Origin of the sequence: Luteolibacter sp. Populi (genome assembly GCF_040801775.1) — a bacterium.
GTDB lineage: Bacteria > Verrucomicrobiota > Verrucomicrobiia > Verrucomicrobiales > Akkermansiaceae > Haloferula.
Map to the genome: position 1 here is coordinate 4,051,545 of NZ_CP161812.1, position 23,379 is coordinate 4,074,923.

General features: G+C 63.7%; 26 protein-coding genes. 11 read left to right on the forward strand and 15 right to left on the reverse strand.

From position 1 onward, the window contains the following. Window positions 1-63: 63 nt before the first annotated feature. Both ABWK72_RS16540 and ABWK72_RS16545 read left to right on the forward strand, forming a co-directional pair. On the forward strand, window positions 64-255 hold the full coding sequence (locus tag ABWK72_RS16540; RefSeq protein ID WP_367870673.1) for a hypothetical protein: 192 nt from the start codon (window positions 64-66) through the stop codon (window positions 253-255). 32 nt (window positions 256-287) lie between these two features. Next, window positions 288-1,028 carry a hypothetical protein gene (locus ABWK72_RS16545; protein WP_367870674.1) on the forward strand — a complete coding sequence of 247 codons (741 nt, stop codon included), beginning with the start codon at window positions 288-290 and terminating at the stop codon, window positions 1,026-1,028. Here the strand turns inward: ABWK72_RS16545 and tsaE are convergent. Beyond that, on the reverse strand, window positions 1,012-1,425 hold the full coding sequence (gene tsaE, locus ABWK72_RS16550) for a tRNA (adenosine(37)-N6)-threonylcarbamoyltransferase complex ATPase subunit type 1 TsaE (protein ID WP_367870675.1): 414 nt from the start codon (window positions 1,423-1,425) through the stop codon (window positions 1,012-1,014). The genes ABWK72_RS16545 and tsaE overlap by 17 nt on opposite strands. Window positions 1,426-1,550: 125 nt before the next feature. Here tsaE and rplU point away from each other — a divergent pair, with 125 nt between their 5' ends. Both rplU and rpmA read left to right on the forward strand, forming a co-directional pair. Beyond that, window positions 1,551-1,862, forward strand: a complete 312-nt coding sequence (rplU, locus tag ABWK72_RS16555) for a 50S ribosomal protein L21 (protein WP_367870676.1) — start codon at window positions 1,551-1,553, stop codon at window positions 1,860-1,862. 21 nt (window positions 1,863-1,883) lie between these two features. Then, window positions 1,884-2,141, forward strand: a complete 258-nt coding sequence (gene rpmA, locus ABWK72_RS16560; RefSeq protein ID WP_367870677.1) for a 50S ribosomal protein L27 — start codon at window positions 1,884-1,886, stop codon at window positions 2,139-2,141. Between the two features lie 76 nt (window positions 2,142-2,217). Here the strand turns inward: rpmA and ABWK72_RS16565 are convergent, their stop codons facing one another. Beyond that, entirely contained in the window at window positions 2,218-2,514 is a 297-nt protein-coding gene (locus tag ABWK72_RS16565; RefSeq protein WP_367870678.1) for a hypothetical protein, read from the reverse strand. 32 nt (window positions 2,515-2,546) lie between these two features. Next, window positions 2,547-2,879, reverse strand: coding sequence for a hypothetical protein (locus tag ABWK72_RS16570; RefSeq protein ID WP_367870679.1), 333 nt, complete (start codon window positions 2,877-2,879; stop codon window positions 2,547-2,549). A 98-nt stretch (window positions 2,880-2,977) separates the two neighbouring features. On the opposite strand from ABWK72_RS16570, the gene pyrE reads away from it, so the two are divergent. Genes pyrE through ABWK72_RS16585 form a run of 3 tightly spaced genes read left to right on the forward strand, consistent with a single transcriptional unit; the run spans window position 2,978 to window position 5,363 of the window. After that, window positions 2,978-3,544: an orotate phosphoribosyltransferase gene (pyrE, locus tag ABWK72_RS16575; RefSeq protein WP_367870680.1), complete on the forward strand. Its 567-nt coding sequence runs from the start codon at window positions 2,978-2,980 to the stop codon at window positions 3,542-3,544. 52 nt (window positions 3,545-3,596) lie between these two features. Next, a complete protein-coding gene (locus tag ABWK72_RS16580; protein ID WP_367870681.1) occupies window positions 3,597-4,289 on the forward strand; it encodes a DUF1080 domain-containing protein in 693 nt (230 codons plus the stop codon). A gap of 57 nt (window positions 4,290-4,346) precedes the next feature. Then, window positions 4,347-5,363 (forward strand): hypothetical protein, encoded by a 1,017-nt coding sequence (locus ABWK72_RS16585; RefSeq protein WP_367870682.1) that lies wholly within the window; start codon window positions 4,347-4,349, stop codon window positions 5,361-5,363. Between the two features lie 967 nt (window positions 5,364-6,330). Here ABWK72_RS16585 and ABWK72_RS16590 read toward each other — a convergent pair. The 10 genes from ABWK72_RS16590 to ABWK72_RS16635 all read right to left on the reverse strand — a co-directional run bounded on the left by ABWK72_RS16590 (window position 6,331) and on the right by ABWK72_RS16635 (window position 15,825). Further along, a complete protein-coding gene (locus tag ABWK72_RS16590; RefSeq protein ID WP_367870683.1) occupies window positions 6,331-7,335 on the reverse strand; it encodes a substrate-binding domain-containing protein in 1,005 nt (334 codons plus the stop codon). Window positions 7,336-7,376: 41 nt separating this feature from the next. Next, window positions 7,377-8,396, reverse strand: coding sequence for an ABC transporter permease (locus ABWK72_RS16595; protein ID WP_367870684.1), 1,020 nt, complete (start codon window positions 8,394-8,396; stop codon window positions 7,377-7,379). Between the two features lie 6 nt (window positions 8,397-8,402). Further along, window positions 8,403-9,326: an ABC transporter permease gene (locus tag ABWK72_RS16600; RefSeq protein WP_367870685.1), complete on the reverse strand. Its 924-nt coding sequence runs from the start codon at window positions 9,324-9,326 to the stop codon at window positions 8,403-8,405. A gap of 2 nt (window positions 9,327-9,328) precedes the next feature. Beyond that, window positions 9,329-10,831 carry a sugar ABC transporter ATP-binding protein gene (locus ABWK72_RS16605; protein ID WP_367870686.1) on the reverse strand — a complete coding sequence of 501 codons (1,503 nt, stop codon included), beginning with the start codon at window positions 10,829-10,831 and terminating at the stop codon, window positions 9,329-9,331. Continuing rightward, on the reverse strand, window positions 10,828-11,391 hold the full coding sequence (locus tag ABWK72_RS16610; RefSeq protein WP_367870687.1) for a hypothetical protein: 564 nt from the start codon (window positions 11,389-11,391) through the stop codon (window positions 10,828-10,830). Before ABWK72_RS16610 ends, ABWK72_RS16605 begins: the two co-directional genes overlap by 4 nt. After that, complete coding sequence (locus ABWK72_RS16615) at window positions 11,384-12,583, reverse strand: TIM barrel protein (protein WP_367870688.1); 1,200 nt, start codon at window positions 12,581-12,583, stop codon at window positions 11,384-11,386. The genes ABWK72_RS16610 and ABWK72_RS16615 overlap by 8 nt, the downstream gene beginning before the upstream one ends. 96 nt (window positions 12,584-12,679) lie before the next feature. Next, a complete protein-coding gene (locus tag ABWK72_RS16620; RefSeq protein ID WP_367870689.1) occupies window positions 12,680-13,300 on the reverse strand; it encodes a C40 family peptidase in 621 nt (206 codons plus the stop codon). Between the two features lie 8 nt (window positions 13,301-13,308). Further along, the gene (locus ABWK72_RS16625; protein ID WP_367870690.1) at window positions 13,309-13,833 is read right to left on the reverse strand and encodes a hypothetical protein; all 525 of its coding nucleotides are present in this window, start codon (window positions 13,831-13,833) and stop codon (window positions 13,309-13,311) included. A gap of 67 nt (window positions 13,834-13,900) precedes the next feature. Next, complete coding sequence (locus tag ABWK72_RS16630) at window positions 13,901-14,695, reverse strand: hypothetical protein (RefSeq protein ID WP_367870691.1); 795 nt, start codon at window positions 14,693-14,695, stop codon at window positions 13,901-13,903. Between the two features lie 197 nt (window positions 14,696-14,892). After that, window positions 14,893-15,825: a hypothetical protein gene (locus ABWK72_RS16635; RefSeq protein WP_367870692.1), complete on the reverse strand. Its 933-nt coding sequence runs from the start codon at window positions 15,823-15,825 to the stop codon at window positions 14,893-14,895. Window positions 15,826-15,957: 132 nt separating this feature from the next. Between ABWK72_RS16635 and ispG the strand changes: the two genes are divergently transcribed. From ispG to ABWK72_RS16650, 3 genes are read left to right on the forward strand one after another with little or no spacing between them, the layout of a single operon-like run. Further along, window positions 15,958-17,745 (forward strand): (E)-4-hydroxy-3-methylbut-2-enyl-diphosphate synthase, encoded by a 1,788-nt coding sequence (gene ispG, locus ABWK72_RS16640; protein WP_367870693.1) that lies wholly within the window; start codon window positions 15,958-15,960, stop codon window positions 17,743-17,745. Between the two features lie 4 nt (window positions 17,746-17,749). Then, complete coding sequence (gene clpS, locus ABWK72_RS16645) at window positions 17,750-18,025, forward strand: ATP-dependent Clp protease adapter ClpS (protein WP_367870694.1); 276 nt, start codon at window positions 17,750-17,752, stop codon at window positions 18,023-18,025. Then, the gene (locus ABWK72_RS16650; RefSeq protein ID WP_367870695.1) at window positions 18,022-18,480 is read left to right on the forward strand and encodes a hypothetical protein; all 459 of its coding nucleotides are present in this window, start codon (window positions 18,022-18,024) and stop codon (window positions 18,478-18,480) included. The genes clpS and ABWK72_RS16650 overlap by 4 nt, the downstream gene beginning before the upstream one ends. A 557-nt stretch (window positions 18,481-19,037) precedes the next feature. On the opposite strand, the gene ABWK72_RS16655 is transcribed toward ABWK72_RS16650, so the two are convergent. Together ABWK72_RS16655 and ABWK72_RS16660 are read right to left on the reverse strand one after the other, a co-directional pair. Next, window positions 19,038-19,976 (reverse strand): glycosyltransferase family 9 protein, encoded by a 939-nt coding sequence (locus ABWK72_RS16655; protein ID WP_367870696.1) that lies wholly within the window; start codon window positions 19,974-19,976, stop codon window positions 19,038-19,040. Window positions 19,977-20,357: 381 nt separating this feature from the next. Further along, entirely contained in the window at window positions 20,358-21,455 is a 1,098-nt protein-coding gene (locus ABWK72_RS16660) for a hypothetical protein (RefSeq protein WP_367870697.1), read from the reverse strand. 382 nt (window positions 21,456-21,837) lie between these two features. Here ABWK72_RS16660 and ABWK72_RS16665 point away from each other — a divergent pair, with 382 nt between their 5' ends. Beyond that, window positions 21,838-23,304, forward strand: coding sequence for an IS4 family transposase (locus tag ABWK72_RS16665; RefSeq protein ID WP_367870623.1), 1,467 nt, complete (start codon window positions 21,838-21,840; stop codon window positions 23,302-23,304). The last annotated feature ends 75 nt before the right edge of the window (window positions 23,305-23,379 follow it).

Genomic DNA, 23,379 nt, shown 5'->3' on the forward strand with positions numbered 1-23,379 from the left:
GCCAAACGCCGCGCCGGACCCGGCCATTGACGTTCCAGAACAAGAGGGTATGCTCCGTGAGTCGTGAGTTCGGAAAAAAAAGCGCCATCGCAGGTGAAGGCTTCAGCGGATCGCCCGATTCGCTTGAGACCTTCCTCGACCGATTACGCGACCTTCATCCGGACCACGGCGGATGCGATGGAGAATCCCGGCTTGGTCAACTCGAAGACCAAGCCCGATCCACGCGTGCTCTCGCTGGCGAATTTGGGATCCTGACCGCTTTTAAAGAGGATTGGGAATGTTTGGATGTGATCCGTGGGTCCGAGCATCTGGTCGAACTCGCTCCCGGTAGCCATTTGGCGGTCAAGATCACCATTCCTCCCGGCTTCGGATTGACTCCTAGGCTCCGCTACCTGCCGGTGGCAGACCTCCGCAGCGACTCTCCATGCTACCGGCAAGCGATCGAGTTCTTCCCCGCAACGCCGCTCGAATATTTGGAACGCTGGAAGGCCTCGAACGACCTCTTTGGCGACGACATCCGTCTGGCGTCCGTCATCGAATGGCCAGACGGGCTGGTGTCTTTCTGCATCACCCAGCCGCAGTACAACGGGGTTCCCGCCGAACCACGCGATATCGAAGGGTTCTTCAAGAAGACCGGCTGGACCCGCCTCAAGGACCCCTCCGGCCACCTCGTTTTCTTCAACTACGCCTTCGGCGTCATGGCCATCGATGCCGAGCGGCGGAATTGCTACCTCACCGACGGCGAGCTCCAGCCCTTCGACGTGATCCTCTGCCGCCCGGACAGGGAAAGGAGGCATTCCTCGGCATCTACCCCGCCCCCTAACCGCGAAACTGCCGGATTGACCCGCCAGCATGGGTTTCTATGGTCGCGGGCCATGAAAGCCCGTCTCGCCGCCTACGCCGCCGCCCTTGGGCTGGCCGCCACCCTGCTGTCGTCCTGCAGCGCGGCGAATAGCGTGAACGGCTATGCCTCCCGCATGATGGAGGCCGTCGGTCGCTCGGTCAGCGGCGTTACGGGTTCGCGCTAACGCGCCGCCCGCCTTCCGGCAGCACCTCGAAGCGCAGCCAGCGTGTTCCCTCCGGCAGCAAGTCCGGGAAAAGATCCGCCCATTCGGCGACCACGATCCCGGGCTCATCGAGAAATTCGTCCCAGCCGATTCCCAGCAGTTCCTGCTGATCCTTCAGCCGGTAGAGGTCGAAGTGAAACAAGGGAAGCCGGCCCCCGCGGTATTCGTGCACGAGCGAGAAAGTCGGGCTGGTCACCTCCCCCGCGAAGCCTAGCCCGCGCGCCAAGCCCTTGACCATCCGGGTCTTCCCCGCGCCCAGCCCGCCAACCAGCGCCAGCACCGACCCGGCGGCCAATCCTGCCGCCAATTCCGCGCCCAGCGCCTCCATTTCCGCCTCATCCCGCACGACCCTTTCCATAGCCCCGCAAAAACCCGATTCCCCGAAGCACGTCGATTTCAAAAAATTCCCTTGCCCGTTTGCCGGACCCGTGGTGATCTCCCCGCCCGTTCGACTCCCGGACGGAACCGAACTTTTTTACGGCCATGGCCTACGCAGTGATCAAAACCGGCGGCAAGCAATACCGCGTGCAACAGGGCGACAAAATCGACGTCGAGAAGCTCGATGTCGAAGTTGATGCTGAACTTACTTTTGACGTCCTGATGGTCGGCGAAGGTGAAAGCATCAAGCTGGGTGCCCCGCTCGTCAGCGGTGCCAGCGTGACCGCCAAGGTCATCGAGCAGCATCGCGGACCGAAAGGCGTCGCCTTCAAGTTCAAGCGCCGCAAGGGCTTCCACAAGACCAAGGGCTTCCGCCGCCACCTCACCAAGCTGGAGATCACCTCCATCGCGGGTTAATCTCTCTACCACTCACCAGTCATGGCTCACAAAAAAGGTCAAGGTTCGGTCAAGAACGGTCGCGACTCGAAGTCCAAGCGCCTCGGCGTGAAGAAGTTCGGTGGTCAAGCCGTCATCCCGGGCAACATCATCATCCGCCAGCGCGGCACCAAGTGGCATCCAGGCCGCGGCGTCGATATCGGCAAGGATCACACCATCTTCGCCATCGTCGATGGGCGCGTGTTCTTCGATAAGGATGGCCGCCGCGTGAATGTCAGCGCCGAAGCTTCCGCGAACTGAGTTCGACTCCAGAATTTTCCAAAGGCCGCCGCCCGCAAGGGTTGGCGGCTTTTTTGTTTCTTCTTCTTTTGGAACATCACTCCCAGCGCCGTCGCCGCCGGATTGCCGAAAGCCAGCGAATCAAGCAGGTCGAAAAGCCGATCGCGAGGAAGGTGGTGAGAACCCGTGATGCCTGAAGCCACGGGCGAACCTGATTGTAGTAACGGTCCAATTCCGGGAGGTAATCACCAGCAGCAGTCGCGTATAGCTCCGCGAACCTCTTCTGGACGAAATAGGCAAATATCGAGCTGCCGACCCAAGCCAGAAACAGCAGCCCAAGCCAGCCGCAAGCCCACCAGAAGGCCCGCTTCTCACGCCGGTAGAGGTGCGCCACCGGATCCTCTCCTGCCGCTACCTCCAGCCCGCTCACCGCTTTCTCCCCGTGCGCTGCCGCCGCCTCATCATCCGCAGCCAAATGCCGCCGCAGATCAGAAAGCCCATGCAGCAGACCATCAGCAGCAACCAGCCGACTTGGATCCCCAGTTCGATCTGCGCGAGGAACTCCCGATCCGAGCCGACCATCCGCTCGGACGAACCCGCGGCCAGCTTCCGCTTCACCAGTTCCTCCTTCCCCCAGAAGACAAAGGCCACGCGACCATAAAAGATCAGCGCCGCCGCCACGGAGAAAACGGTCATTCCCGTGAACCAGCGCTTCTCGATCGGCCCCGCTGCCGAGTGGTCAGGTAGCTTGAATGCCATTTCCACCGGCATCATGCCTCGCCGCCCATTCCCGCGTCGAACCCAAATCCGCCCCACTTCGTCTGGACTCTTGCATCCGGTCTCTGGACTCTCACCCCATGCCCGACACCGCCGCCGCGCTCAAAGCCATTCTTTTGGAAAAGTCCGTCCGCACCGGAACCTTCACCCTCGCTTCCGGTGCTCAGAGCGATCTCTACATCGATTGCCGGGTCACCGCACTCGACCCCTTCGGCGCGAACCTCGTCGGCAAGCTCGGCTGGGCCGCTGTCCGCGAAAAAATCCGCGCGGAAGGCCTCAAGATCGACTCCATCGGCGGCATGACCCTCGGCGCGGACCCCATTTCCCTCGCCGTCGGCATGACCAGCGCCACCCTGAACCCGGACGAAGCCCTGCAGGTCTTCACCGTCCGCAAGGAGCCGAAGGGCCACGGCCGCGGCAAGCAGATCGAGGGCAATTTCGCCGCCGGCCAAACCGTCATCGTGGTGGACGACGTCATCACCACCGGCGGCTCGACCCTCAAGGCGATCGACGTCATCGAGCGCGAGGGCGGCAAGGTCGCCTTCGCCCTGGTCCTCGTGGACCGCGAGGAAGGCGGCCGCCAAGCCATCGAGGCCCGCGGCATCCCCGTTCTCGCCCTCTATTCCCGCTCCACACTTCTGGGATGACAGCGGTGGCTGAAACGTGCGAAAGACAGCACGCGTATCGATTCCCATGACCATGAAACCCGTAATTTTCGCACTTCCCCTCCTCTTCGCCGCCTCCCTCCACGCCGGGGAAAAGCAACTCTTCAACGGTAAGGACCTCACCGGCTGGGAGGGCAATACCAAGCTCTGGTCCGTCCAGGACGGCGTCCTCACTGGCAAGACCTCCGACAGCGGCGACACCAAGATCAGCCACAATACCTTCTTGGTTTGGAAGGGCGGCACCGTCTCGGATTTCGAGCTGACCTTCAAATACCGCATCGAGAAGGGCAACAGCGGCATCCAGTACCGCTCGAAGGAACTGGAAGCCGGGGAAAACGGCCCGATCGTCGCCGGCTACCAGGCCGATTTCGAAGCGGGCAAGACTTACAGCGGCATCCTCTATGAGGAGCGCGGCCGCGGGATCCTCGCCGAGCGCGGACAGAAGACCGTGATCGAAGCTGAAGGGAGCGGTCACAAGGTCGTGGCCGATGGCAAGGTCGGCGACAGCGCCGAGATCCAGGCCACGATCAAGAGCGAGGACTGGAACGAGTACAAGATCGTCGCCAAGGGCAACCACGTGCAGCACTTCATCAACGGCAAGCAAACCGTCGATGTCACCGACAAGGACAAGGCCCACGCCCCGAAGGAAGGCATCCTGGCGCTCCAGATCCATGCCGGCCCGGCGATGGTCGTCCAGTTCAAGGACATCCTCCTCAAGACGAAGTAAGTGATCCGGCGGTGACATTTCATCGCCCCCGGCGGCGGGATCATGCAGCCTTGCGGCGTGATCTCCCGCCGCAAGATCAAGTATGACGTCTCCCCCCTGCTCCGGCAGTACCTCTATCACTTCGACAGGCTGCGGGACATCCCGCAAGTCTACGATGACCTGACGCGCTTCGCGGGCTCCATGCCCTACGAAGACCCGCGCGGGAAGGAGACCCTCTGGCTCACGGTCTACTACTCCCAGGAGCTCATGATGGAGCTCCGGCCGAAGCTCACCAAGATCTACGCCGAACTGAAAATCGGTGGCGAGTCCGATCTCCACGAGCACCTCACCGTCGATCGCATTGACTTCGGCGAGTTCGGCAATTCCCGCCCCTTCCGGATCCGGATTACCAATCTCTACAACGACAACTCCGACTACTTCTACGTGAAGCAGGCGGACGCCTCGCGGATCTACGGCCTCGAGCTCGAGCACATCCTCTCGCCGAACCGCATCAACTACCTCGTCAACGGCAACACCCTCATCGAGGAACACATCGCCGGCGTCCCCGGCGATGTCTTCCTGGCCGACCACCTCCCGCGCCCGGAGCTCAACAAGGTCCGCATCGCCAAGGAATTCACCAAGTTCAACGAGCGCTGCTTCATCCGCCTGCTCGGCGACATGCGCAGCGTGAACTATGTCGTGGATATCACCCCCGACTTCGAGGAGATCCAATACCGCGTCCGTCCCATCGACTTCGACCAGCAGAGCTACGAACGCCGCGGCAAGATCTACCTCTCCTACCGCTTCGACTCGAACAAGACGATCACCAAGCTCGCCTTCGACGTCCTCAACCGCAAGACCATCGACCAGTACGTCGCTGAGGAGCACGCCCAGATGACCCGCCGCGCCAAGGTCGAAGGCCTCCGCCTCAAGGCCCTGCTAGGCATCATGCGCCGCGAGGAACTCGCCCCCCGTGACCACGTCGCCTCCCTCGCCGCCGACCTCGCCAAGTACCATCACACCGACATCTTCCGCGACTGCGAGACCATGGGCGAACTCACCTCCGCCCACATCACGCACATGCTGGAACTCTAACAGGCTGTCCTAGAATCACGCTGCCTTGGCGATCAGGCCTTCTTTCGGCTCGTGCCTCTGGAGACTCGAAGAGGCGACAGGGAGAAAGCCCCGGGTGAAACCCGGGGTCCAAGCATCTAGACCGGACGCCCCCTGAATGGGGGCAAGGAGGCCGGTTTCACCGGAACGTCTCGGCAGACCGGCCACTCCTTTGCGCCTAATCTCATTTGATACTATCACCCCCTCCGTCATAGAAGCCGCCGGTTCCGCTCTTAGCGCCGGAGGTGCGTCGGATATTAGCCGGTGGTGGAGTGAAACGGAACCACCGGTTGGGGCCACAACATCATCCCGCCCCGGACGGTCGGCGGAAGTGTAGGCATCAGGTGAGGTCGTGAATGCATGAGCCGGTCGTTCTCATTCTCGATCTCGGGACACATCCTCCGCCTTCAGGAAAGGCATTCTACCGCGTCGCTGTCGATTGAACGATTGCGCCGCGATCAGAAAATCAAACGGATCGATGTTCTCTTTCGTGAACGTCGCAGAACTGCGCTTCGAGAGTTGCTCACGGCGGGGAAACTTACGGCCCTGCTCGTCTACACCAGCGGGTCACTTCGGTGGACGTTTGTTGCCCCATACAGTTTCCCGCTGCGGATCATACACCATGAGCCCCCGCTCCAGGGCAATCGGCACCACCCTTGCAGAGACCTCAGCCGCATCGGCGTGCCCGCATTGGACAATCAGCCAAGTGCCGAACTCCGACTCGCCTCGATCACAGTGGATCGGGCAGTCGAACATCTCGGGCTCCTTCGTGTAGTCTCCAAACTCGGATCGGAGTGCCGCCTCCAGGTCTGCCAGATCAAAGGGAGCGATCGCAGGATGGCTTGTCTGCCCGTCGCAGATGACTCCATACACCTCCGCCAAGCATGGCGGTCTTGGTCGTTGGCGACCGCTTCCAAATGGCGAGATCGAAGCTCATGGCAATCGAATCTCAGAAATCAAACTGATCGATATTCTCCTTCGTGAACGCGAACGGCGTCCCGAGCAGGATGTTATCCCCTTCCACCTTCAAGGTCCCGAGCTTCCCCGCATTGAACTCGCTGGCCCCCGGCTTCAGCGAACCATCCGCCAGCGCCGCCCCCGCCTTGATCGCGAGGTAGCCAAGGTCCTCCACCTTCCACAGGATCACCAACTGGGTCACACCTTCCTTCACATAGGCCTTGTTCTCACTCGGCAGGCCCAGACCGACCACCTTCACCGTGCCGGTCTTGCCCGCTTGCTTCACCGCCTCCGCGGCTCCGGGAACGCCGGGCGAGCAGACGGAAATCACCGCCTTGAGATTCGGGTGCGCGCCCAGCAGGTTGGTCGTCTCCTGCTGCGCCTTGTCCTTCAGATCGTCGCAGGGCTTGATGTCCACCAGCTTCATCTTCGGATACTTCTCCGCCTGACGCGCCTTGATCGCGGCGATCCAAGCATTCTGGTTCGCCGCGGTGAGATTGGCCGTGATGATCGCGAACTCGCCCTCGTCGCCCACCAGCTTGGCCGCGTTGTCCAGCAGCGCATCGCCGATACCCTTCTCAGTGGCCTGGTTCACGAAGAACGTGCGCGCGTCCGGCTGTGCGTCCGCATCATAGGTCACCACCTTGATCCCGGCGGCCTGCGCCTTGCGCAGCGCGGTCGAAAGACCCTCCTTGTTCTCACAAGCGGCGGCGATCACGTCCACGCCCAGCGAGATCCAGTTCTCCACGATCTCGTTTTGCTTCGCCGGATCGGAGTTCGTCGGCCCGTCGAAAAGCAACTCGGCACCCAGCTCGTTCGCCGCCGCACGGGCACCGCGCTCGCAGGTCACGAAGTACTGGTTGCCCTTGCTCTTCGGCAGGAAGGCGATGGTCAGTTTCTTGCCCCCTCCGGCACCGGATTCGGATTTCTTGCAGGCACCGAGGAATGGAACGGCGCAGAGGACGGCGAGGGAGCAGAGGAAGCGGGAACGTTTCACGGGATCAAGGGTTTCGGTTCAAGGGTTACGCAAAGACTGGGCTAGTTCTGACTTCGCGAGCGGCGGCTGGCGAGGATTCTCAGCAGCGGCGTCACCGCCAGCGCGGCGATCAAAAGCAAGCCGGTGAGCACGCCCGAAAGCTCGCTCGCCATGTCGGAAATCTTGCGGTCCAGCAATTGGAAATCCATCACCCGCTTCAGGCCGTTGTTCAGCACCGCCACCGCCACGTAGCCGAGCAGGGTGCCGATCACCGTGCCCGAGCCGCCGAAAATGCTCGTGCCGCCGAGCACCACCGCGGTGATCGCCAGCAGCTCGTAGCCGATCCCCGCATTCGCCCGGGCCTCGCCGAGCCGCGCGACGAAGATCACCGCCGCCAGGCCCGCCACCGCACCCGCCAGGACATACGCGAGGCTCACATTCTTCTCCACCGATAGCCCCGCGTAACGAGAACCCTCCGGCGAAAAGCCGATCGCCCGGAAGCTCCGGCCGAAGGTCGTATGATGCACCAGCACGTAAATCCCCAGCGCCACTACCAGAAAGATCCACACCTGCGCCGGCAGCCCCGCGACCTGCGAATTCCCCAGCGCCAGGAAGGAATCGGGAAACGCCGAGTAAGACTTCGACCCTTTCGTCAGCGCCTCCGCCAAGCCCCGGAACAGCGAGAAGGTCCCCAGCGTCACGATCAGCGGCGGCAACTTCAGCCGCGCGATCAGAAAGGCATTCAAGCCCCCGCCAATCGTTCCGATCCCCACCGATAGAAAGCCCGCGACCAGCGGCGAAAGCTGCGCCTCCTTCACGAAAATTCCGAAGCACACTGCACACAGCCCCATCATCGAGCCCACCGAAAGGTCGATCCCGCCGGTCAGGATCACCGGCGTCATCACCAGCGCCAGCAGCCCGATCTCTACCGAGTGGCGGAAAATGTTAGAGACATTCGAGCCGTCCAGGAAGCGCCGACCGAGCGTGCTGAAAAGCAGCACCTCCACCGCGATGACCAGCAGCAACACCACCTCGTGTCGCGCGAGGATGGCTTTCAGGGATGTCGTCTTGGAGGCAGTCATGGCACTTCATTTTTTGTCGCGCCGCAACCCGTCGGCGACCACGGCCAGGAGGATGACGAGACCTTGGATCGCCCGCTCCCAATAGGGCGGTTGATGGAAATAGGTGAGCGCGGGATTCACATTCACCAGCAGCAGAAGACCGAGCAACACGCCCCACAGGTTTCCCCGTCCGCCGGTGATCGCCACGCCGCCGACCACCGCCGCGGCGATGACCTTGAGCTCGAGTCCGTCGCCCGCATTCGGCTGCACCTGCGGCGATTGCACCATGTTCAGCACCGCCGCGATCCCCGCCAGCGCCCCGGTCAGCGCGAAAACCCCGAAAGTCATCCAGCGCGGGTTAATCCCCGCCAGCCGCGCGGCCTCGGCATCCGTGCCGACTGCATACACGTAGCGGCCCAGGGCGAGATTCCGCATGCCCCAGGCGAACGCGATCAGTAGCGCGAGCGAAAGCCCGATCACAACCCCCTGCCCGCCCGCCTGGCTCAGGCCGAACCACTGGTTGCCCGGCGGCAGCGCCATCAGGCGACCCTGCTGCCAGAGCCGCAAGCCCTCGTTCCAAGTCACCATCGTCGCCAGCGTCACCACGATGCTCGGCAGCCCGAGCCCGGCCACCAGCAGGCCATTGAAAGCACCCATCACCACGCCCGTCGCCACCGCCGCCAGCACCGCCACCGGCAGGGGCATGCCCGCCGTGGCGACCACACCCGCAACGACGGCGCACATGCTGAACTGTGCGCCGATGGAAATGTCGATCTGCCGGGTGATGATCACCAGCGTGATCCCGATCGCCGCGACCAGCGCTGGCATCTGCGAGGTCAAGCGCGAGAGCAGCGGCTGAAATTCGAAGTAGTCCGGCGTGAAGATGCCGAGCGCCAGCATCAGCAGCCCGAGCGCCGCCGCCACCGTGAGCTCGCGGGAATATTTCCGCATGATCATGCGACCTCCCTTCCACCTTGGCCCAGCGCGGCGGCCATCACCTCGGCGGCATCGGCACCACCGGGAAGTACGGCGGTGATCGTACCACCGCGCATCACCGCGATCCGGTCGCTCATCCCGAGCACTTCCGGGAGGTCGCTGGAAATCATCAAAACTGCCAGCCCCTCTTTCGCCAGCCCGCGGATGATCCGGTGGATCTCGCTCTTCGCGCCGACATCCACACCCTGCGTCGGCTCGTCGAGAATCAGCAGCTTCGGTTGCGTCGCCAGCCAGCGCGAGACGCTGACCTTCTGCTGGTTCCCGCCGCTCAGGCTACCGCCCGGCGCTTCCGGCCCGTAGGCCTTGATCCCCAGGTCCCGAATAAATTGCTCCGCCAGAGTCGTCTCGCGCTGCTTGCGCAGCCAAGTCCCCGGAAAAAGCCGTGGATGCACCGCCATCGTGATATTGTGCGCGATCGGCATCTCCAGGATCACCCCATGGCGCCGCCGGTCCTCCGGCACATACGCGATCCCATGACCGATCGCTTCCCTCGGTGATCCAATGCTCGCACGCTTCCCGCCGATCGCGATCTCCCCGCCATCCGCCGGCGTGATCCCGAAAAGGATCCGCGCCAACTCCGTCCGCCCCGCTCCCACCAGACCCGCCATCCCGACGATCTCGCCGGCGCGCAGCTCCAGGTTGATCCCATGCACCCCACCCGCAGCGCAGGACAGATTCTTCATCGAAAGCACCGTCTCACCCGGCTCGCCTTCGGCCGCGGGATAGAGCGTCGCCACCTCGCGCCCGACCATCAGCTTGATCATCGCGGACTCGGTCAAATCCTTCACTGGATAGGTCCCCACGCTCTCGCCATCGCGCAACACCGTCACCCGGTCGGCCAGGGCGAAAATCTCTTCGAGCCGATGCGAAATATACACCACCCCCACCCCGCTCGCCCGCAGGTCCTTCACCACGCCGAAGAGCAGGTGCTGCTCCTTCTGCGTGAGCGAGGCCGTCGGCTCGTCCATGATCACGATCCGCGCCCCGGAACCCAAGGCACACGCGATCTCCACAAGCTGCTGCTCCGGCATCGAAAGCTCCCGCACCTCCGCATCCGGCGAAATCTCCGCACCCACCCGCTTCAAAAGATCGAGCGCCATCTGCCGCTGAGCCCCACGCTTCACCACGCTGAAGGGCTTCGGCTTCTTCAGCCGCAGGCCGATGTTCTCCGCCACCGTGAGATCCGGAAACAGCGCCGGCTGCTGGTAAATGCACGCGATCCCCAACGCCCGCGCATGCGCCGGTGTTAGCGAGCTCAAGGTCTCGTCCCCCACGGTCAGCGTCCCCTCATCCGGCGCATGAGCCCCCGTGATCACCTTGATCAGCGTCGACTTCCCCGCCCCGTTCTCGCCTAACAGGGCGTGAACCTCACCGGGCACAAGATCGAAGGAAACCCCCTTCAGCGCACGCACGGCACCGAAGGACTTCCGGACCTCGGAAAGTTGGAGAAGGGTTTTCAAGGCGAATCAATCGCTGGACTGACGGATGGCTGTCTTTCCGAACGGTTCCCGCTGTTCTCTACGAGAAGTCGTCCATAGGCAGGACACGAAAGCACGACGAAATGTTGCAAGACATCATCCTTCCAGTACTCGCATTCGGTCCACTGTCCGTCTCTGCAGGAACCTTGCATGAGCCCATGGAAAATGCTCCTGGTGGGTTCATAGGAGATTTCAACGCGACCTTCCTCCGGGATCGACGCGCCTAAAGTCCCCACGGGGTTTTCCATAAAGTAGAAGACGCCGGGCTGGCCGGGAGCTTCCAGTGAATCCGCGATCTCATTCAGAGCTGACCGGACCTCGCTCTCATTCAGCCCTTCATAATTCAAATGCAAACGAACGGCGCGGCTGCGCGCAGATTCTGTCTCGATGTCGGCATAGTGATTCACCATGGCGGCTCGCCATTCCTCATCGGTGAGTTCTCCGGCGGCAAGTTTGCGAATGGCCGCTGCCAATTCAGAACGGGTCATTTCACTGCCTTGGATAGAGATTGTGACCGCGAATCGCGAGACCAGCTCAGGCATAACTGTGCTCCGTCGCGATGCCAAGCTCCTGACGCCGCTTCGAGCGCTCCACAGCGGCCTTCTCGGCATAGCCGGTGGCGCGGTGCGCCATCAAGGGATCCGCTTCCAGACCCTTGCCTGTCCGCCATGTCGCCAGGGCCGCGGTCACATCGGTGTTGAAAGCCTTCTTCAGGCAGTTCTCGGCATCCACGATGTTGCCCTTCTTCTGCGCCTGCAGCAGCGCGGCGTGATCCACCAGCGCGGCCTTCGCATACAGCTCCTGCGCGGTGCAGACCGTCTGGATCATCGCCTCGATCTTCGGCTTCAGGTTGTGCGACTGGTCGATCATGTACTCGATCGACGGATACTTGCCGCCCCGCTCCTGCGCGAAGAGGTGGATCTCGTGGAAGATCCGGAAAATCTGGTAGGGATCGATCGAGCCGAGCGTCAGGTCATCGTCCGCATAGCGCCGGTCGTTGAAATGGAAGCCGCCGAGCATGTCCTCGTCCAGCAGCCACGCCACGATTTGCTCGATGTTCTGCGAGAGGTAGTGATGCCCGGTATCCACCAGCACCTTGGCCTGCGGCCCGGCCTTCTTCGCCATCAGGAAGGACATCCCCCAGTCGGCCAGGTCGGTCTGATAGAAAGCCGGCTCGAAGGGCTTGTACTCCACCAGCAGGATCTGCTCCGGCGCGAGGTGCGCGTGCATTTCCTTCAGCGCTGCCTCGAAACGGTGCTTCCGCGCGCGGATGCTGTCCTGCCCCGGATAATTCGTGCCATCCGCGAACCACAACGAGACCGCCCGGCTGCCCGTCGCCTTGCCGATCTCGATGCAGTCCAGCACATGCGCCAGCGCCTGGTCGCGCGCCGTCTCGAAAGGACTGCCGACCGAGCCGAGCTTGTAGAGCTGGTCCTGGAAAAGATTCGGATTGATCGAGCCGATCCCGATCCCGAGCCCCGCCGCCTTCGACGCCACCGTCGCCGCGTCGGTCCCGGGCACGAAGTCCCACAGCACGTGCGTCGCCACCGTCGGGCAGCACCCGGTCAGGCGGTTGACGTGCGCGGCATCCGCCAGCTTGTCGTCGAGGTCGATCGCCGCCGCCGGCTGATGGAATTTCCCAAACCGGGTTCCGGTATCGGCATAGCCCCACGAGGGCGTCTCGATGCGGAACGAGTCGAGGGCTTCAAAAAGGACGTCCGGATGCGCAGGCATGGCAGGTTCAACCGCTGGGTCAAGCGGCTGAAATGGATAAAAGTATCGTTTCTTATCAAAGTGCAAGGATTTTTGCGTTCGCTTAACCCGAACGGATTATTTCCCAAGCGGCGGCAATCCGTAACCCAAGAAAACCCCCTTCGATCCGGCGCGCGGCAGCTTGAAATCAAAGATCCCGTAGCCCGCCCGCTTCGTGTCACGGTAGGTCCGCCCGTCGCTGGCACCCGCCATCACCGGCTTTCCCGTCGATTTCTCGTGACCCAGATAGATCTGCACATGGGAAACCGCCACCTCGCGCCCGTCCTTCGGCTCATAAGTCCCTGACCAGAAGAGCAAGTCCCCGGGCTTGAGGTTCTCGAATTCCGGCATTTCCAAGGAAGGAGTCACCGCCGGCACCTCCGTGAGCGTCCCTGCATCCTTCACCCACGTGAACTGACCCGCCGAGGTCCGGGGCGGCTCGATCCCCGCCTGCTGGAAGATGTAATACACTGACCCCGAACAGTCCAAGCCACCACTCTCCGGATCCGCGCTGCCGAAAGTGTATTTCAGCCAGGTATCCTTCGCCGCCAGCTCCAGCGCCTCCTCCACGATCCGCTTCCGCGGCCCGCTCAGCGTCGCGTATTCCTTCAGATCCTGCGCCGCAATCACCCCCGGACGCACGCCCTCCGCCGACGCCAGAACCGGCGTCAGCAACGTCGCAAAGAGAAGGACCCGCATCTCTCACTCTAACACGATTCGCGGCAATCGCCAGAAACTTCCGGTCCTTGGCGCCAAGGCCCCAGCTCCCGCGTCTTGCGCAGCGCGAAGAGCAGGAAGGGCACGCAGAACACGCCGAAGGAGCAATCGATCAAGCGCCAGTAGAACGGAATCCCCCGGATCGGGCCGCAGATGAGGGCCAGCGGGATCACCAGCAGCGCGGCCGCGATCCCGACCTTCAGCACCCCCTCATAGCGCTGCGGATCGCGGTAGGGCAGGACGAAGAACAGTGCGATCATCACATGCGCGAAGGCCAGCCAGTCCGTGCCGTAAGCGACGAAGGGGTAGCGGGCATAGGTGACCTCCAGCCCTTCCCGGACCTTCAGGAGCCAGTGCACCAGCCCCGCATGCGCCGCCGGATCGCGCGAGTCCCCGGCCAGCCAGCCGGACAGCAGGTTCAGCTCGTGGAGCAGCGGAAAGGCGGTCAGGCCGCTAAGCACGAGGCCCGTGATCACGATGATCAGGGCCAGACGGATCTGTCGCAGAGGAGGCATCGCAATCATTGAAGACGCCTTCCCGGGAGATCCGATGCTCACGAGGTGAAGAAGTCGCGAACAAGGCCTACTTCCGCCGCCGTGCCAATAAAGGCAGCGCCGCCAGCGCGAGCAGTGCCGAGGCCGGTTCCGGCACCGGAGGAACCGCGTTGATCTCAAGGGTTCCCCCGAAGATCGAGATCCGGTGCGCGTTGTCGCGGTCCGAGAAGGTGTAGAGGCTGAAGGACGAGATCGGCGTGCTGCCGAAGTCCAGGAAGGTCCGGTAGGCCGGGGCGTTGTTCGGATTCCCCGCCGGGCCGGAGATCGCGTAGCTGATCGATTGGCCGTTGCCCGTGCCAATCATCCCGCCGCTCAGCCCGGTTCCCGGGGCGAAGGCGAAGCCCGCATCGATCCCGCTGCCGATCGTACCGGGCAGCAGCGAGAGGAAGGCCTCCGCCGCCACCGCATCGCGGAAGCCGTTCGTGCCGGAGATGTTGGACTGGTCCGAGTCGACGTCATCCAGACCCAACGACACCAGGGTCACCGGCTGGGAGAAGGAGAAATCCCAGCGCTGGTAGTTCAGCAGGGTGCCATTGAGATCGTTCGCATCGTCCTGCGTGCCGAAGACGAAGCCCCTCGGATTCCCGGTCGTGTCCAGGGTCAGGTTGCGGGTCGCGGGGTCCGCGGTGCCGACGATCGAGGTCGTGAAGGTCATCGTCACCCCGCCCTTGGTCAGGCTGCCGGAAAGCGCGCCATTGAGATAGCCGGTCTGGGTGGTAGCGCCGTTTGTCCACGGGTCGGTGATGAACGAGAAGGTGGTGGCGCCGTGCGCAGGCACGACCGCACAGGCCGCGAGGGCCACAAGCAGGGGAGTGGTTTTCATGGGGAGAGGCGAGAGAAGCGAAAATTGATAATTAAGTTCACTTAATCAAGCCTATGGAACGGGAATCCGCCATGCCGTGATCGCGAGGGCCACCCGTGCCCCCGAACGGCACAGGGGCGGTGCCCCGAACGGCACGCCACCCGTAGCCCCGAACGGCACGCAAAGGGTATCCCTCTTAAGGGTACCCCCTTAGAGTATTACTCAGGAATGTCCCAAGCGGTCATCCATTCGGAACCGGCGATGGTCCAGCCTTGGTCGGCGAGGCGCTTCACCATGTCCGGGAAATGGGCGGCACCGTAGAAGATGCCGAGCTTCTTCTTCCCGCCCTTCACCTCGCGGGCCAGCACTTCCAGGCACTTCGCGTTGCGGTCGCTGATGATCACGCTCTCCCCGGCCAGGATGGCCACCTGGTCGTCCCCGGCGCCGAGGGTGTGGACCAGCTCCCGCTTCAGCCCGGCCTTGTCTCCCTTGATCACGGAGATCAGCAGCTTGAGCGCGCTCGGTTCCTTCACCGGCTTGAGCTTGTTCGCCTGCATGCCGGCCTTGAACATGAAGCCGAGCAGCGACTCGCCGCGCTGCTCCTGAAGGTCCGAGAACTCCTGCATCGAGAGATCGGCGTGGACGAAGTTCGGCTTCGAGTAGTCGATCTCCATCATCTGGTAGCTCAGGTCGAGGTATTCGGCCGCCGCCTCGTAGGCTTGGTGGAGGCCGTCGAGCTTGCCGCCTTTCTTCTCCTCCGAGGCCTTGGCCATCTCGTCCTCAGCGGCTGCGACGCGTTCCTCGATGGTCTTGGGCTGCTCCGGAACGTCCACTTCCACCACCGGGGCCTGGCCGCCGCCGATGCCTTCCCAGAGCAGGGCGTCGTAGCCGGTGAAGCGCTGGTTGAGGGCCGCGTAGTATTTCTTGTCCGCGATGTGGATCGCGCCGATCAGCTCGACACTGGCATCGCCCTTGGACAGGCGGACCACGGCGGTCTGGAGGGCGGTGGGTTTCTTCTTTTCCTCCGTGACCCGGATGAATTGCTCCTTTTTCTCCTCCGGCGGCTTCTCAAGCGGAGCGGGAGCCACGGCCGGCTCGGCGCGCAGTATCGGCACCAGCAGGGCGGCAATCAGGAACAGGCGCTTTTTCATCGGCATCGCGAGAATACGTCCAAAAGCGCCGCGCGAAAGCCCGATCGTCTGCCCAAACCGGGCCCGGGGCGGAAATCCGCTCCTTTGCCGCCGCCGTTGCCGAGCCCGGGAACATCGTGTATCTCCCGGCGAATGAGCGACCACGCGCTGCTGCGATACTGCCCCGACCTGCTGGCCTACAGCCGCCGAATGACCCGCGAGGTGATGATCGGCACGGTCGGCGTCGGCGGAACCAACCCGATCCGCGTGCAGTCGATGATCACGTCCGACACCCGCGATACCCCTGCTTGCGTGGCCGAGGTGCTGCAGCTCGCGGAGGCGGGCTGCGAGATCGTGCGCATCACCGCCCAGACCAAGGTCTACGCGGCGAACCTGGAGAACATCGCCCGCGAGGTCCGTGCTGCCGGCTGTGAAGTGCCGCTGGTGGCGGACATCCATTTCAAGCCCGACGCCGCGCTCGAGGCCGCCAAGTGGGTCGAGAAGGTCCGGGTGAATCCGGGCAACTACGCCGACAAGAAGAAGTTCGAGGTCCGCGAGTATAGCGACGACCAATATCTGGAGGAACTCGAGCGGATCCGTGAGGAATTCGCGCCGCTGGTCGACCTGTGCAAGTCGCTCGGCCGGGCGATGCGGATCGGCACCAACCACGGGTCGCTGTCCGACCGGATCATGAACCGCTACGGCGATTCGCCGCTCGGGATGGTCGAGAGCGCGCTGGAGTTCGCGCGGATCGCGCGGGAGATGGACTACCACAACTTCGTCTTCTCGATGAAGGCCTCCAACCCGAAGGTGATGATCGAGGCTTACCGCCTGCTGGTCGCCCGCTTGGAAAAGGAAGGCGCGGACTGGAACTACCCGATCCACCTCGGCGTGACCGAAGCGGGCGATGGCGAGGACGGCCGGATCAAGAGCGCGATCGGCATCGGCTCGCTGCTGGCGGACGGGATCGGCGATACGATCCGGGTCTCGCTGACCGAGGATGCGGTGCATGAGGTGCCGGTGGCGAGAGCGCTGGCATCACCCTTCCAACTGAAGCCGACCGTGGTGGAAAATCACTCCCTGGTGCCGTCCTACGACCCCTTCTCCTACGAGCGGCGGAAGTCGAACGTGATGGAGGTGATGGGCCACGAGTTGGGCGGGGACAAGACGGTGCGGGTCTTCACCACCCAGGAGAAGTGGAATGCGGTGGCGCACAAGATCGCGAAGATGGGCGACTTCAAGCCGGAGATCATCCTGGAGAAGTCGGGCGTGGTGGCGATCGACCCGCGCGACGAGGCGGCGCTGTCCGCACTCAATCACGGCACCGAAACGCGGCTGGTGACGGTGGCGGATGGCATCGGCATGGACGTGATTCCGGCGTTCCGGATGCTGGCCTTCCGCTTGGATGCGCGGCATCCAATCCTGCTGAAGGATCTGCTCGAGCCAGTGACGGAGAGCGGCGAGTTCGTGGAGACACTGCTGGTGGCCGCACGGCACATCGGCTCGCTGCTGTGCGACGGGATCGGTGACGCGATCCTGATCCAGGGCGAGCCCGCGCCGGGCCAGTCCCTGCGGCTCTCCTACAACATCCTGCAGGCGGCAGGGACGCGGATCTTCAAGACCGACTACGTGGCCTGTCCGAGCTGCGGGCGGACGCTGTTCAATCTTCAGAATACCACGCAGAAAATCCGCGCCTCCACGGGGCACCTCAAGGGCGTGCGGATCGCGGTGATGGGCTGCATCGTCAACGGGCCCGGCGAGATGGCGGACGCCGATTTCGGCTACGTGGGCGGTGCGCCGGGCAAGATCAACCTCTACGTGGGCAAGCAGCCGGTGAAGTTCAACATCCCCGAGGCCGAGGCGGTCGAGCGCCTGATCGACCTGATCCGCGAACACGGCAAGTGGATCGATGCTCCCGCGGGCGAACCCGTCGAAGTCTGACCCCATGTCCGACACTCTTACCGTCACCCGCGAAGAGGTATCGCTGGACGTGCCGTGGAACGTCATCGTCCACGACGATCCGGTGAACCTGATGGGCTACGTCACGCTGGTGCTGATGAAGATTTTCGGCTACCCGGAGAGCCGTGCGACGGCGATGATGATGGAAGTCCACAAGCGCGGGCGCTCCGTGGTCTGGACCGGCGAGCGGGAGAAGGCGGAGTTCTACACGCAGCAGCTCCAGGCGCACCAATTGAAGACCTCGATGGAGAAGAGCGAATGAAAGTCGGCCCCACGCTTCAAGGCGGCCTGCGGATCGACGTGGAGACGCCGCTGGACTGGATGGTGCTACGATGCATCTCGTACGACGCCCGCGGCGGCGGCCTGGATCTGGCCGACCGGGTTTCCGAGGCGATGGGTGAGGACGACAGCCTGGCCGATTGGGAGGAGTATGTGCTGCCGGAACTGCGTGATGGCTTCAATGGCCAGCTCGACGCGATCGAGGGCGCGCTCTCGATCGCGGGTAGTGGCGAGGAGCCGGCGGAGATTCACATCGCGCGGGATCAGGCGGATCTTTGGTACGGCGGGCTGAACCAGGCGCGGCTGGCCTTGGAAGAGCGGTATGGGTTTTCCACGGCGGATCCGGAAGAGATGACGCCGGGGAAACGCTCGGCGTGGTTCCGTTCGCAGTTCTATCTGCACGTGCAGAGCGTGCTGCTGGAGCATGTGATGAGGTGAGGGGCCTGATGGGCGAATCATCAATCACCAATGTCTCAATCATCAATCGGTCTGCGGCTACGCCGGGGAGTAGAAAGGTCGCGGAGCTAAGACATTTGGCTCTCCGTCAGGTTTGCTGATGAATCACGACACGTTACCCCCCGGAGGGCGGCGCAGCCGCTTTGGAGTGCGGCGGGCATCGCCGCTTTCGTGCGATGCAGATTGGAGATCGCCGCATTGAATTCGCCTCCACGCCGCCCCCTGCTATCCCGCTTGAGCTGCGGATCTTCCTGAAGGTGGCGGAACGGCTGGCAGGATTGCAAAGGGGGGAACGAAGGGATGGATTCGAGACGGCGATCTCTGGCAAACATCGCTGGAAAGCGGCGATGCCCGCCGCACTCCAAAGCGGCTGCGCCGCAAAGGGGGCACACCGATCAACATGGAGAGTTTCCTCCAGGAGCTCCAGCAAACCTGACGGAGAGCCGAACACTTTATCGTTCTTCACGGCAGCAAGCTGCCTGCCGGGAGGCTGTGGCGAGCCTCAGCACTCCAGGGCGGCGGGGCCGCGGAAGGCAGGCTCAGGCGTCGAGGACGCGGAGGACTTCGGCGAGTTCGAGGTCGTTCTGGCAGCGGAGGTCCATGACGCACTTGGGGGCGTGGCAGGGGGAGCACTCGACCTTTCTTCTGGCGATGAGGTGCTGCTTGCCGAGGGGACGCATCCACTCGGGCTCGCCGGGACCGAATAGTACGACACATCTCGTACCGACGTGGGCGGCCAGATGCGGGACGCTTCCATCGGCGGCGATGCAGAGGCCGTGGGCGGCGAGTTCTTCCAGCGCGGGGAATTGGAGATCCACGGTGTCCGCCTCCGGGATGGCCTTGGCCAAGGCGGCACCGAGGCGGCCGGTGGTGGCGATGCGCAAGAGGCGGCCTTTTTCTAACAACGCCTTCGCCAGCGCTTCCCAGCGCTCCGGCAGCCATTCGTAGTGCGAGCCGAAATCGGAATCCGGCACGAGCAGGATCCGGTCGGGAGCCCGCGGGACATCCATGGCGACCGGTGTGAAGTTTTCACCGACCATGGTCTCGGCTCCGAGCTTCGCGGCGATCTCCAGGTAGAACTTCACGCGGTGCTCGATCGGGCCCGGGGTGTAGGTGATGGCGACGGGCTCGGTGAGGCGCTTTTCAAGGCCTTTGGCCGGCGGCCCGAGGCGGCGCGCGATGCCGGTCTTGGCGAAGGCATCCGCGGCCTCGCCGGCTTCCCAGGCGAGCGAGGTGCTGCCTGTTTCCAAGGAGGCGGCGATTTGGCGGGCCGAAGCTTTTTCCGGGTAGGTTTTCAGGTCGAGGAAGCCGCTGGCTTCCCAGAAGGAGGTCTGGCGTTCGGGGGAGACGACCCGGAGGACGAGGCCCATGCGCTTCAGGGCGCGCATCGCGGGTGCGGAGAGGCAGGCTTCCCGCCAAGCCACCGGGGCGGCGATCCAGAGGGAATCACCGGGGTGGAGGAGCGGGGCGGCGGGCACAGGGGGAAGAAATCATCAATCATCAATCTGCCAATCATCAATTGGAATGCCGCTGCGCGGGGCGGGAAGGGAGTTTGCTAGGGTTCAGTTTTCAGAAGATGTGGGAGGCAAGGGACGGCGGGAGGGTTGACCGCAGAGGCGCAGAGGCGCAGAGGTCGGGGAGCGGCGCGGAGGAAGGCAGGAGGCGGATCTCAAATTTGAGATTTGAGGATTTCAGAGGGAAGGCATCGGGACGATGGGAGGCGATGCGGAAAGTGCCGAGGGGCTGGCTACCTTCCTTCTCATGCTGCGCGCGGCCGGGGACCATTCTGCAGGCCGGTGGCTCCGCGCTCCCAGCGGGAGAGCCATCCGTGAAGCAGCACGGAGATGTGGCCACGGCAGCTAATCGCCGCTGGCTTCGAGGTCGTCCATGAGGGTGGCGGCGAGATCGGGCTTGAGGAGCAGGAGGATCTTCAATTGGGCGGGGTGGCAGGCCATGACTTCGCTTTTGAGATTGCCGGGGTTCGAGAAATCCTGGCCGTAAGTGTAGGGGAGTATCGATCCTGCGCCGTCGATCTTCGAAGGGGCATCGCCTGTAGAGAAATCGCCAATTTGTGGCGACTCGGCTGCGAGCGGATTGAGCATGGCCGTGATCCCAGAATCGAACCATGGATAATCCGAGTCGTAAGCCGTGCTTCCGGTGGATCCATCTCGCCGGGACATGATCCAATCATGCCACGTGATCCGAAGTTGTGCGTCCGTTAGATCAACCAGTCTCCATGGAGCCATCTCCTCGTTTTTCAGCCAATGAGACGGATTGACCAGGGCGGCGTAGGGCGGGGCTTCGGCTTCGGAGATGGGATGCAGTTCTCCTTCCGGCTGCTTCTTCATGAACTCGACCTCGGTCTCCAGCAGATGCACGCCGCAGCGCTCCTTCGCTTGGCGCCTCTGCCAGACGTCGAGCGAGAGGCCGTCGGCCAAGGCGTCCAGGTACCAGGTGCGCTGTTGCCAGCCGATCTCCATGGCTTCTGATTTCGCCAGCTTCGGCATGTCCGGATCCATCCAGCCGGGGCCTTTTTCGGAGCCGGCGGCTTCCTGGAAATCGTGGACCAGCTGCCAGACCTTCTCGACCCGCATGTCGTCGAGCCCGGCTTTCTGGAAATCCCCGACGATCCAGCGCACCTGCTGCGGGGTCATGCCCCTGCGGCAGCGCTCGACGTAGGTCTCGACGGAGAATTTCGGGCTGTTCTTCGCGAGCGAGCGGTCCGCAACCTTGGCGGGCTTCATCGTTTGTGGCGCGGCGGTGATCTTGGAGAGCATCATGGTGCCCTCGGTCACCTTCATCGCCAGCCAGCAGCCGGCGACGGCGAGCATGAGGGCGAGGATGATCCAGAGCGGGTTGGCTTTCTTGCGCGGCTCCTCCGGCTCGCGGAATTGCTCGAGCAGGGCCTCGAGTGCCGCGGCCTTGTCGTCTTCCTCCTCGTTGGATACTTCCGCCACCCTTGGAATATAGCCGCGATGAGGGGGAGGGTGCAAGCTCCGGTCTGGGGGGAAGAAATCCTCAATCACCAATCTTCCAATCATCAACCGGAGTGCCGCTGCGCGGGGATGAAAGGAAAGAAGGCGAACATCGAACGCCCAACATCGAACGCCGAATTTTGAATGGAAGGCAACGAGGGGGCGGAGCTTTCGGTGCTGATCGGCCTCGGTGAACTGAGCGGCGAGGAGGGGCGAGGTGGGACCTTGACCGCTTTGGTCGCTTCGGACGCTCGACAAGTCTCGCTAAGAAAGGCGGTGACAAGTCCTGCCCGTTACCCACAACTTTTCGAGGTCGTACTTAAATCGCGCTGGTACTAAACGACTGTTTACATCAGCTTCGCGGATGGACCTCGATTCTTCCGACCTCAATCCTCCCGACCCGCAAGCCGCCCTCTCCTGGGCTGGAACCGAATTTGCAACCTTGGATTGCGGCGACCCTCGCCGCAGCCGACGCTTTGTGCGTGTGGCCTCCGACTTCGCACGAAATCCCACCGCCCCGGTTCCCGCCGCTTGCGGCGACTGGTCCGGCACCAAGGCCTGCTACCGGCTCTTCGACCAGCCCGAGGTCAACTGCGGGGCGATCCTCGCCGCCCACCGCGCCGCGATGCTGGATCGGCTGCGGGCTGGGGACGAGGGAACCGCGCTGCTGGTCTTGCAGGACACCACCGCGCTCAATTACGACAACCATCGTAGCAAGGAAGGCCTGGGCCCCACCGCCGGCCATGGCAAGGATCGCTCCCCCGGCCTTTTCGTCCACGGCCAGCTCGTGGTCGGCACGGACGGCGCGGTCCACGGCCTCGCCTCGGCCCTTGTCTACGCCCGGCAACCCCGCGGTGCCGGCGAGCCCGCCGGCAAGCGCAACCGCCAGCCCTTGGAAGAAAAGGAAAGCCACCGCTGGGTCGGCGGCTGGCACGAGGCGCAGCGGCTGTGGGAAGACCTCGGCGGCACGCGCGCGGTGCTGTCGGTCGCCGACCGCGAGGCCGACATCTACGAACTGCTCGCCGCCTGCCAGCAAACCCGCGCGCAACGCGGCGGCGGAGCCGGATTGCTGGTGCGCAGCCAGCACGACCGCAAGCTTGAGGACGGCGGCACGCCGTTGTGGCAGACCCCCGCCGCGCTGCCGGTGACGGCCACCCTCGTGGTCGACCTGCCGCGGGGAAAGCAAGGGCTCAAGGCGCGCAAGGCCACCCTCGCGGTGCGGGCCGGGCGGGTCCGTCTGGCGGTGCCCGCCCACAAGAAGAAATACCTCGGGCTGTCGGAAAGCTTGGAACTGTGGGCGCTGGAAGTCCGGGAGATCGACCCGCCGCCGGGCGTGGAGCCGGTGTGCTGGCAGTTGCTGACGACCGAACCCGTCGCGGACGCCGGCGACGCCGCGCGGCTGGTCGGCTGGTATGCCCTGCGCTGGCGGATCGAGGACTTCCACCGCGTGCTCAAGACCGGCTGCCGGGTGGAAAGCCGGCAGGTGCGCGCGGCGGAGAAGCTCAAGGCCTTCATCGCGCTGGACATGGTCGTAGCGGTGCACCTGCTGTCCCTGGTTTGGCAGGCGCGGATCAGCCCGGGGCTCCCGGTGGAAGGCTGGCTGGAGCGCGACGAATGGGAGGTGCTCCCGGTGCACGCGGCGGGCGGCGGGCCGCCGCCGGAACGGCCGCCGGCGACCGGCGAAGCGGTGCGGATGATCGCGAGGCTGGGCGGATTCCTTGGCAGGAAGAGCGACGGGGAACCCGGCCCCGAAGTGCTGTGGCGGGGCCTCGCAAAGCTGCGGACCCTCGCACAGGCGTGGCGAGTCTTTAAAATGAAAAGTTGTGGGTAACGGGCAGGACAAGTCTCCGCACTCCAAGGCGGCAGGGCCGCGCCACGGGGACAAGAAAAACCCGCTGGCGCCGTT

Bases quoted from the DNA above. Each gene is read 5' to 3' on its own strand.
- ABWK72_RS16610 (WP_367870687.1), bottom strand. From the start codon at position 11,391: ATGCCTGAGCTGGTCTCGCGATTCGCGGTCACAATCTCTATCCAAGGC.
- ABWK72_RS16625 (WP_367870690.1), bottom strand. From the start codon at position 13,833: ATGCCTCCTCTGCGACAGATCCGTCTGGCCCTGATCATCGTGATCACG.
- pyrE (WP_367870680.1), top strand. From the start codon at position 2,978: ATGCCCGACACCGCCGCCGCGCTCAAAGCCATTCTTTTGGAAAAGTCC.
- rpmA (WP_367870677.1), top strand. From the start codon at position 1,884: ATGGCTCACAAAAAAGGTCAAGGTTCGGTCAAGAACGGTCGCGACTCG.
- ABWK72_RS16600 (WP_367870685.1), bottom strand. From the start codon at position 9,326: ATGCGGAAATATTCCCGCGAGCTCACGGTGGCGGCGGCGCTCGGGCTG.
- ispG (WP_367870693.1), top strand. From the start codon at position 15,958: ATGAGCGACCACGCGCTGCTGCGATACTGCCCCGACCTGCTGGCCTAC.
- ABWK72_RS16570 (WP_367870679.1), bottom strand. From the start codon at position 2,879: ATGGCATTCAAGCTACCTGACCACTCGGCAGCGGGGCCGATCGAGAAG.
- ABWK72_RS16580 (WP_367870681.1), top strand. From the start codon at position 3,597: ATGAAACCCGTAATTTTCGCACTTCCCCTCCTCTTCGCCGCCTCCCTC.
- clpS (WP_367870694.1), top strand. From the start codon at position 17,750: ATGTCCGACACTCTTACCGTCACCCGCGAAGAGGTATCGCTGGACGTG.
- ABWK72_RS16635 (WP_367870692.1), bottom strand. From the start codon at position 15,825: ATGAAAAAGCGCCTGTTCCTGATTGCCGCCCTGCTGGTGCCGATACTG.
- ABWK72_RS16665 (WP_367870623.1), top strand. From the start codon at position 21,838: ATGGACCTCGATTCTTCCGACCTCAATCCTCCCGACCCGCAAGCCGCC.
- ABWK72_RS16615 (WP_367870688.1), bottom strand. From the start codon at position 12,583: ATGCCTGCGCATCCGGACGTCCTTTTTGAAGCCCTCGACTCGTTCCGC.
- rplU (WP_367870676.1), top strand. From the start codon at position 1,551: ATGGCCTACGCAGTGATCAAAACCGGCGGCAAGCAATACCGCGTGCAA.
- ABWK72_RS16595 (WP_367870684.1), bottom strand. From the start codon at position 8,396: ATGACTGCCTCCAAGACGACATCCCTGAAAGCCATCCTCGCGCGACAC.
- ABWK72_RS16620 (WP_367870689.1), bottom strand. From the start codon at position 13,300: ATGCGGGTCCTTCTCTTTGCGACGTTGCTGACGCCGGTTCTGGCGTCG.
- tsaE (WP_367870675.1), bottom strand. From the start codon at position 1,425: ATGGAAAGGGTCGTGCGGGATGAGGCGGAAATGGAGGCGCTGGGCGCG.
- ABWK72_RS16650 (WP_367870695.1), top strand. From the start codon at position 18,022: ATGAAAGTCGGCCCCACGCTTCAAGGCGGCCTGCGGATCGACGTGGAG.
- ABWK72_RS16630 (WP_367870691.1), bottom strand. From the start codon at position 14,695: ATGAAAACCACTCCCCTGCTTGTGGCCCTCGCGGCCTGTGCGGTCGTG.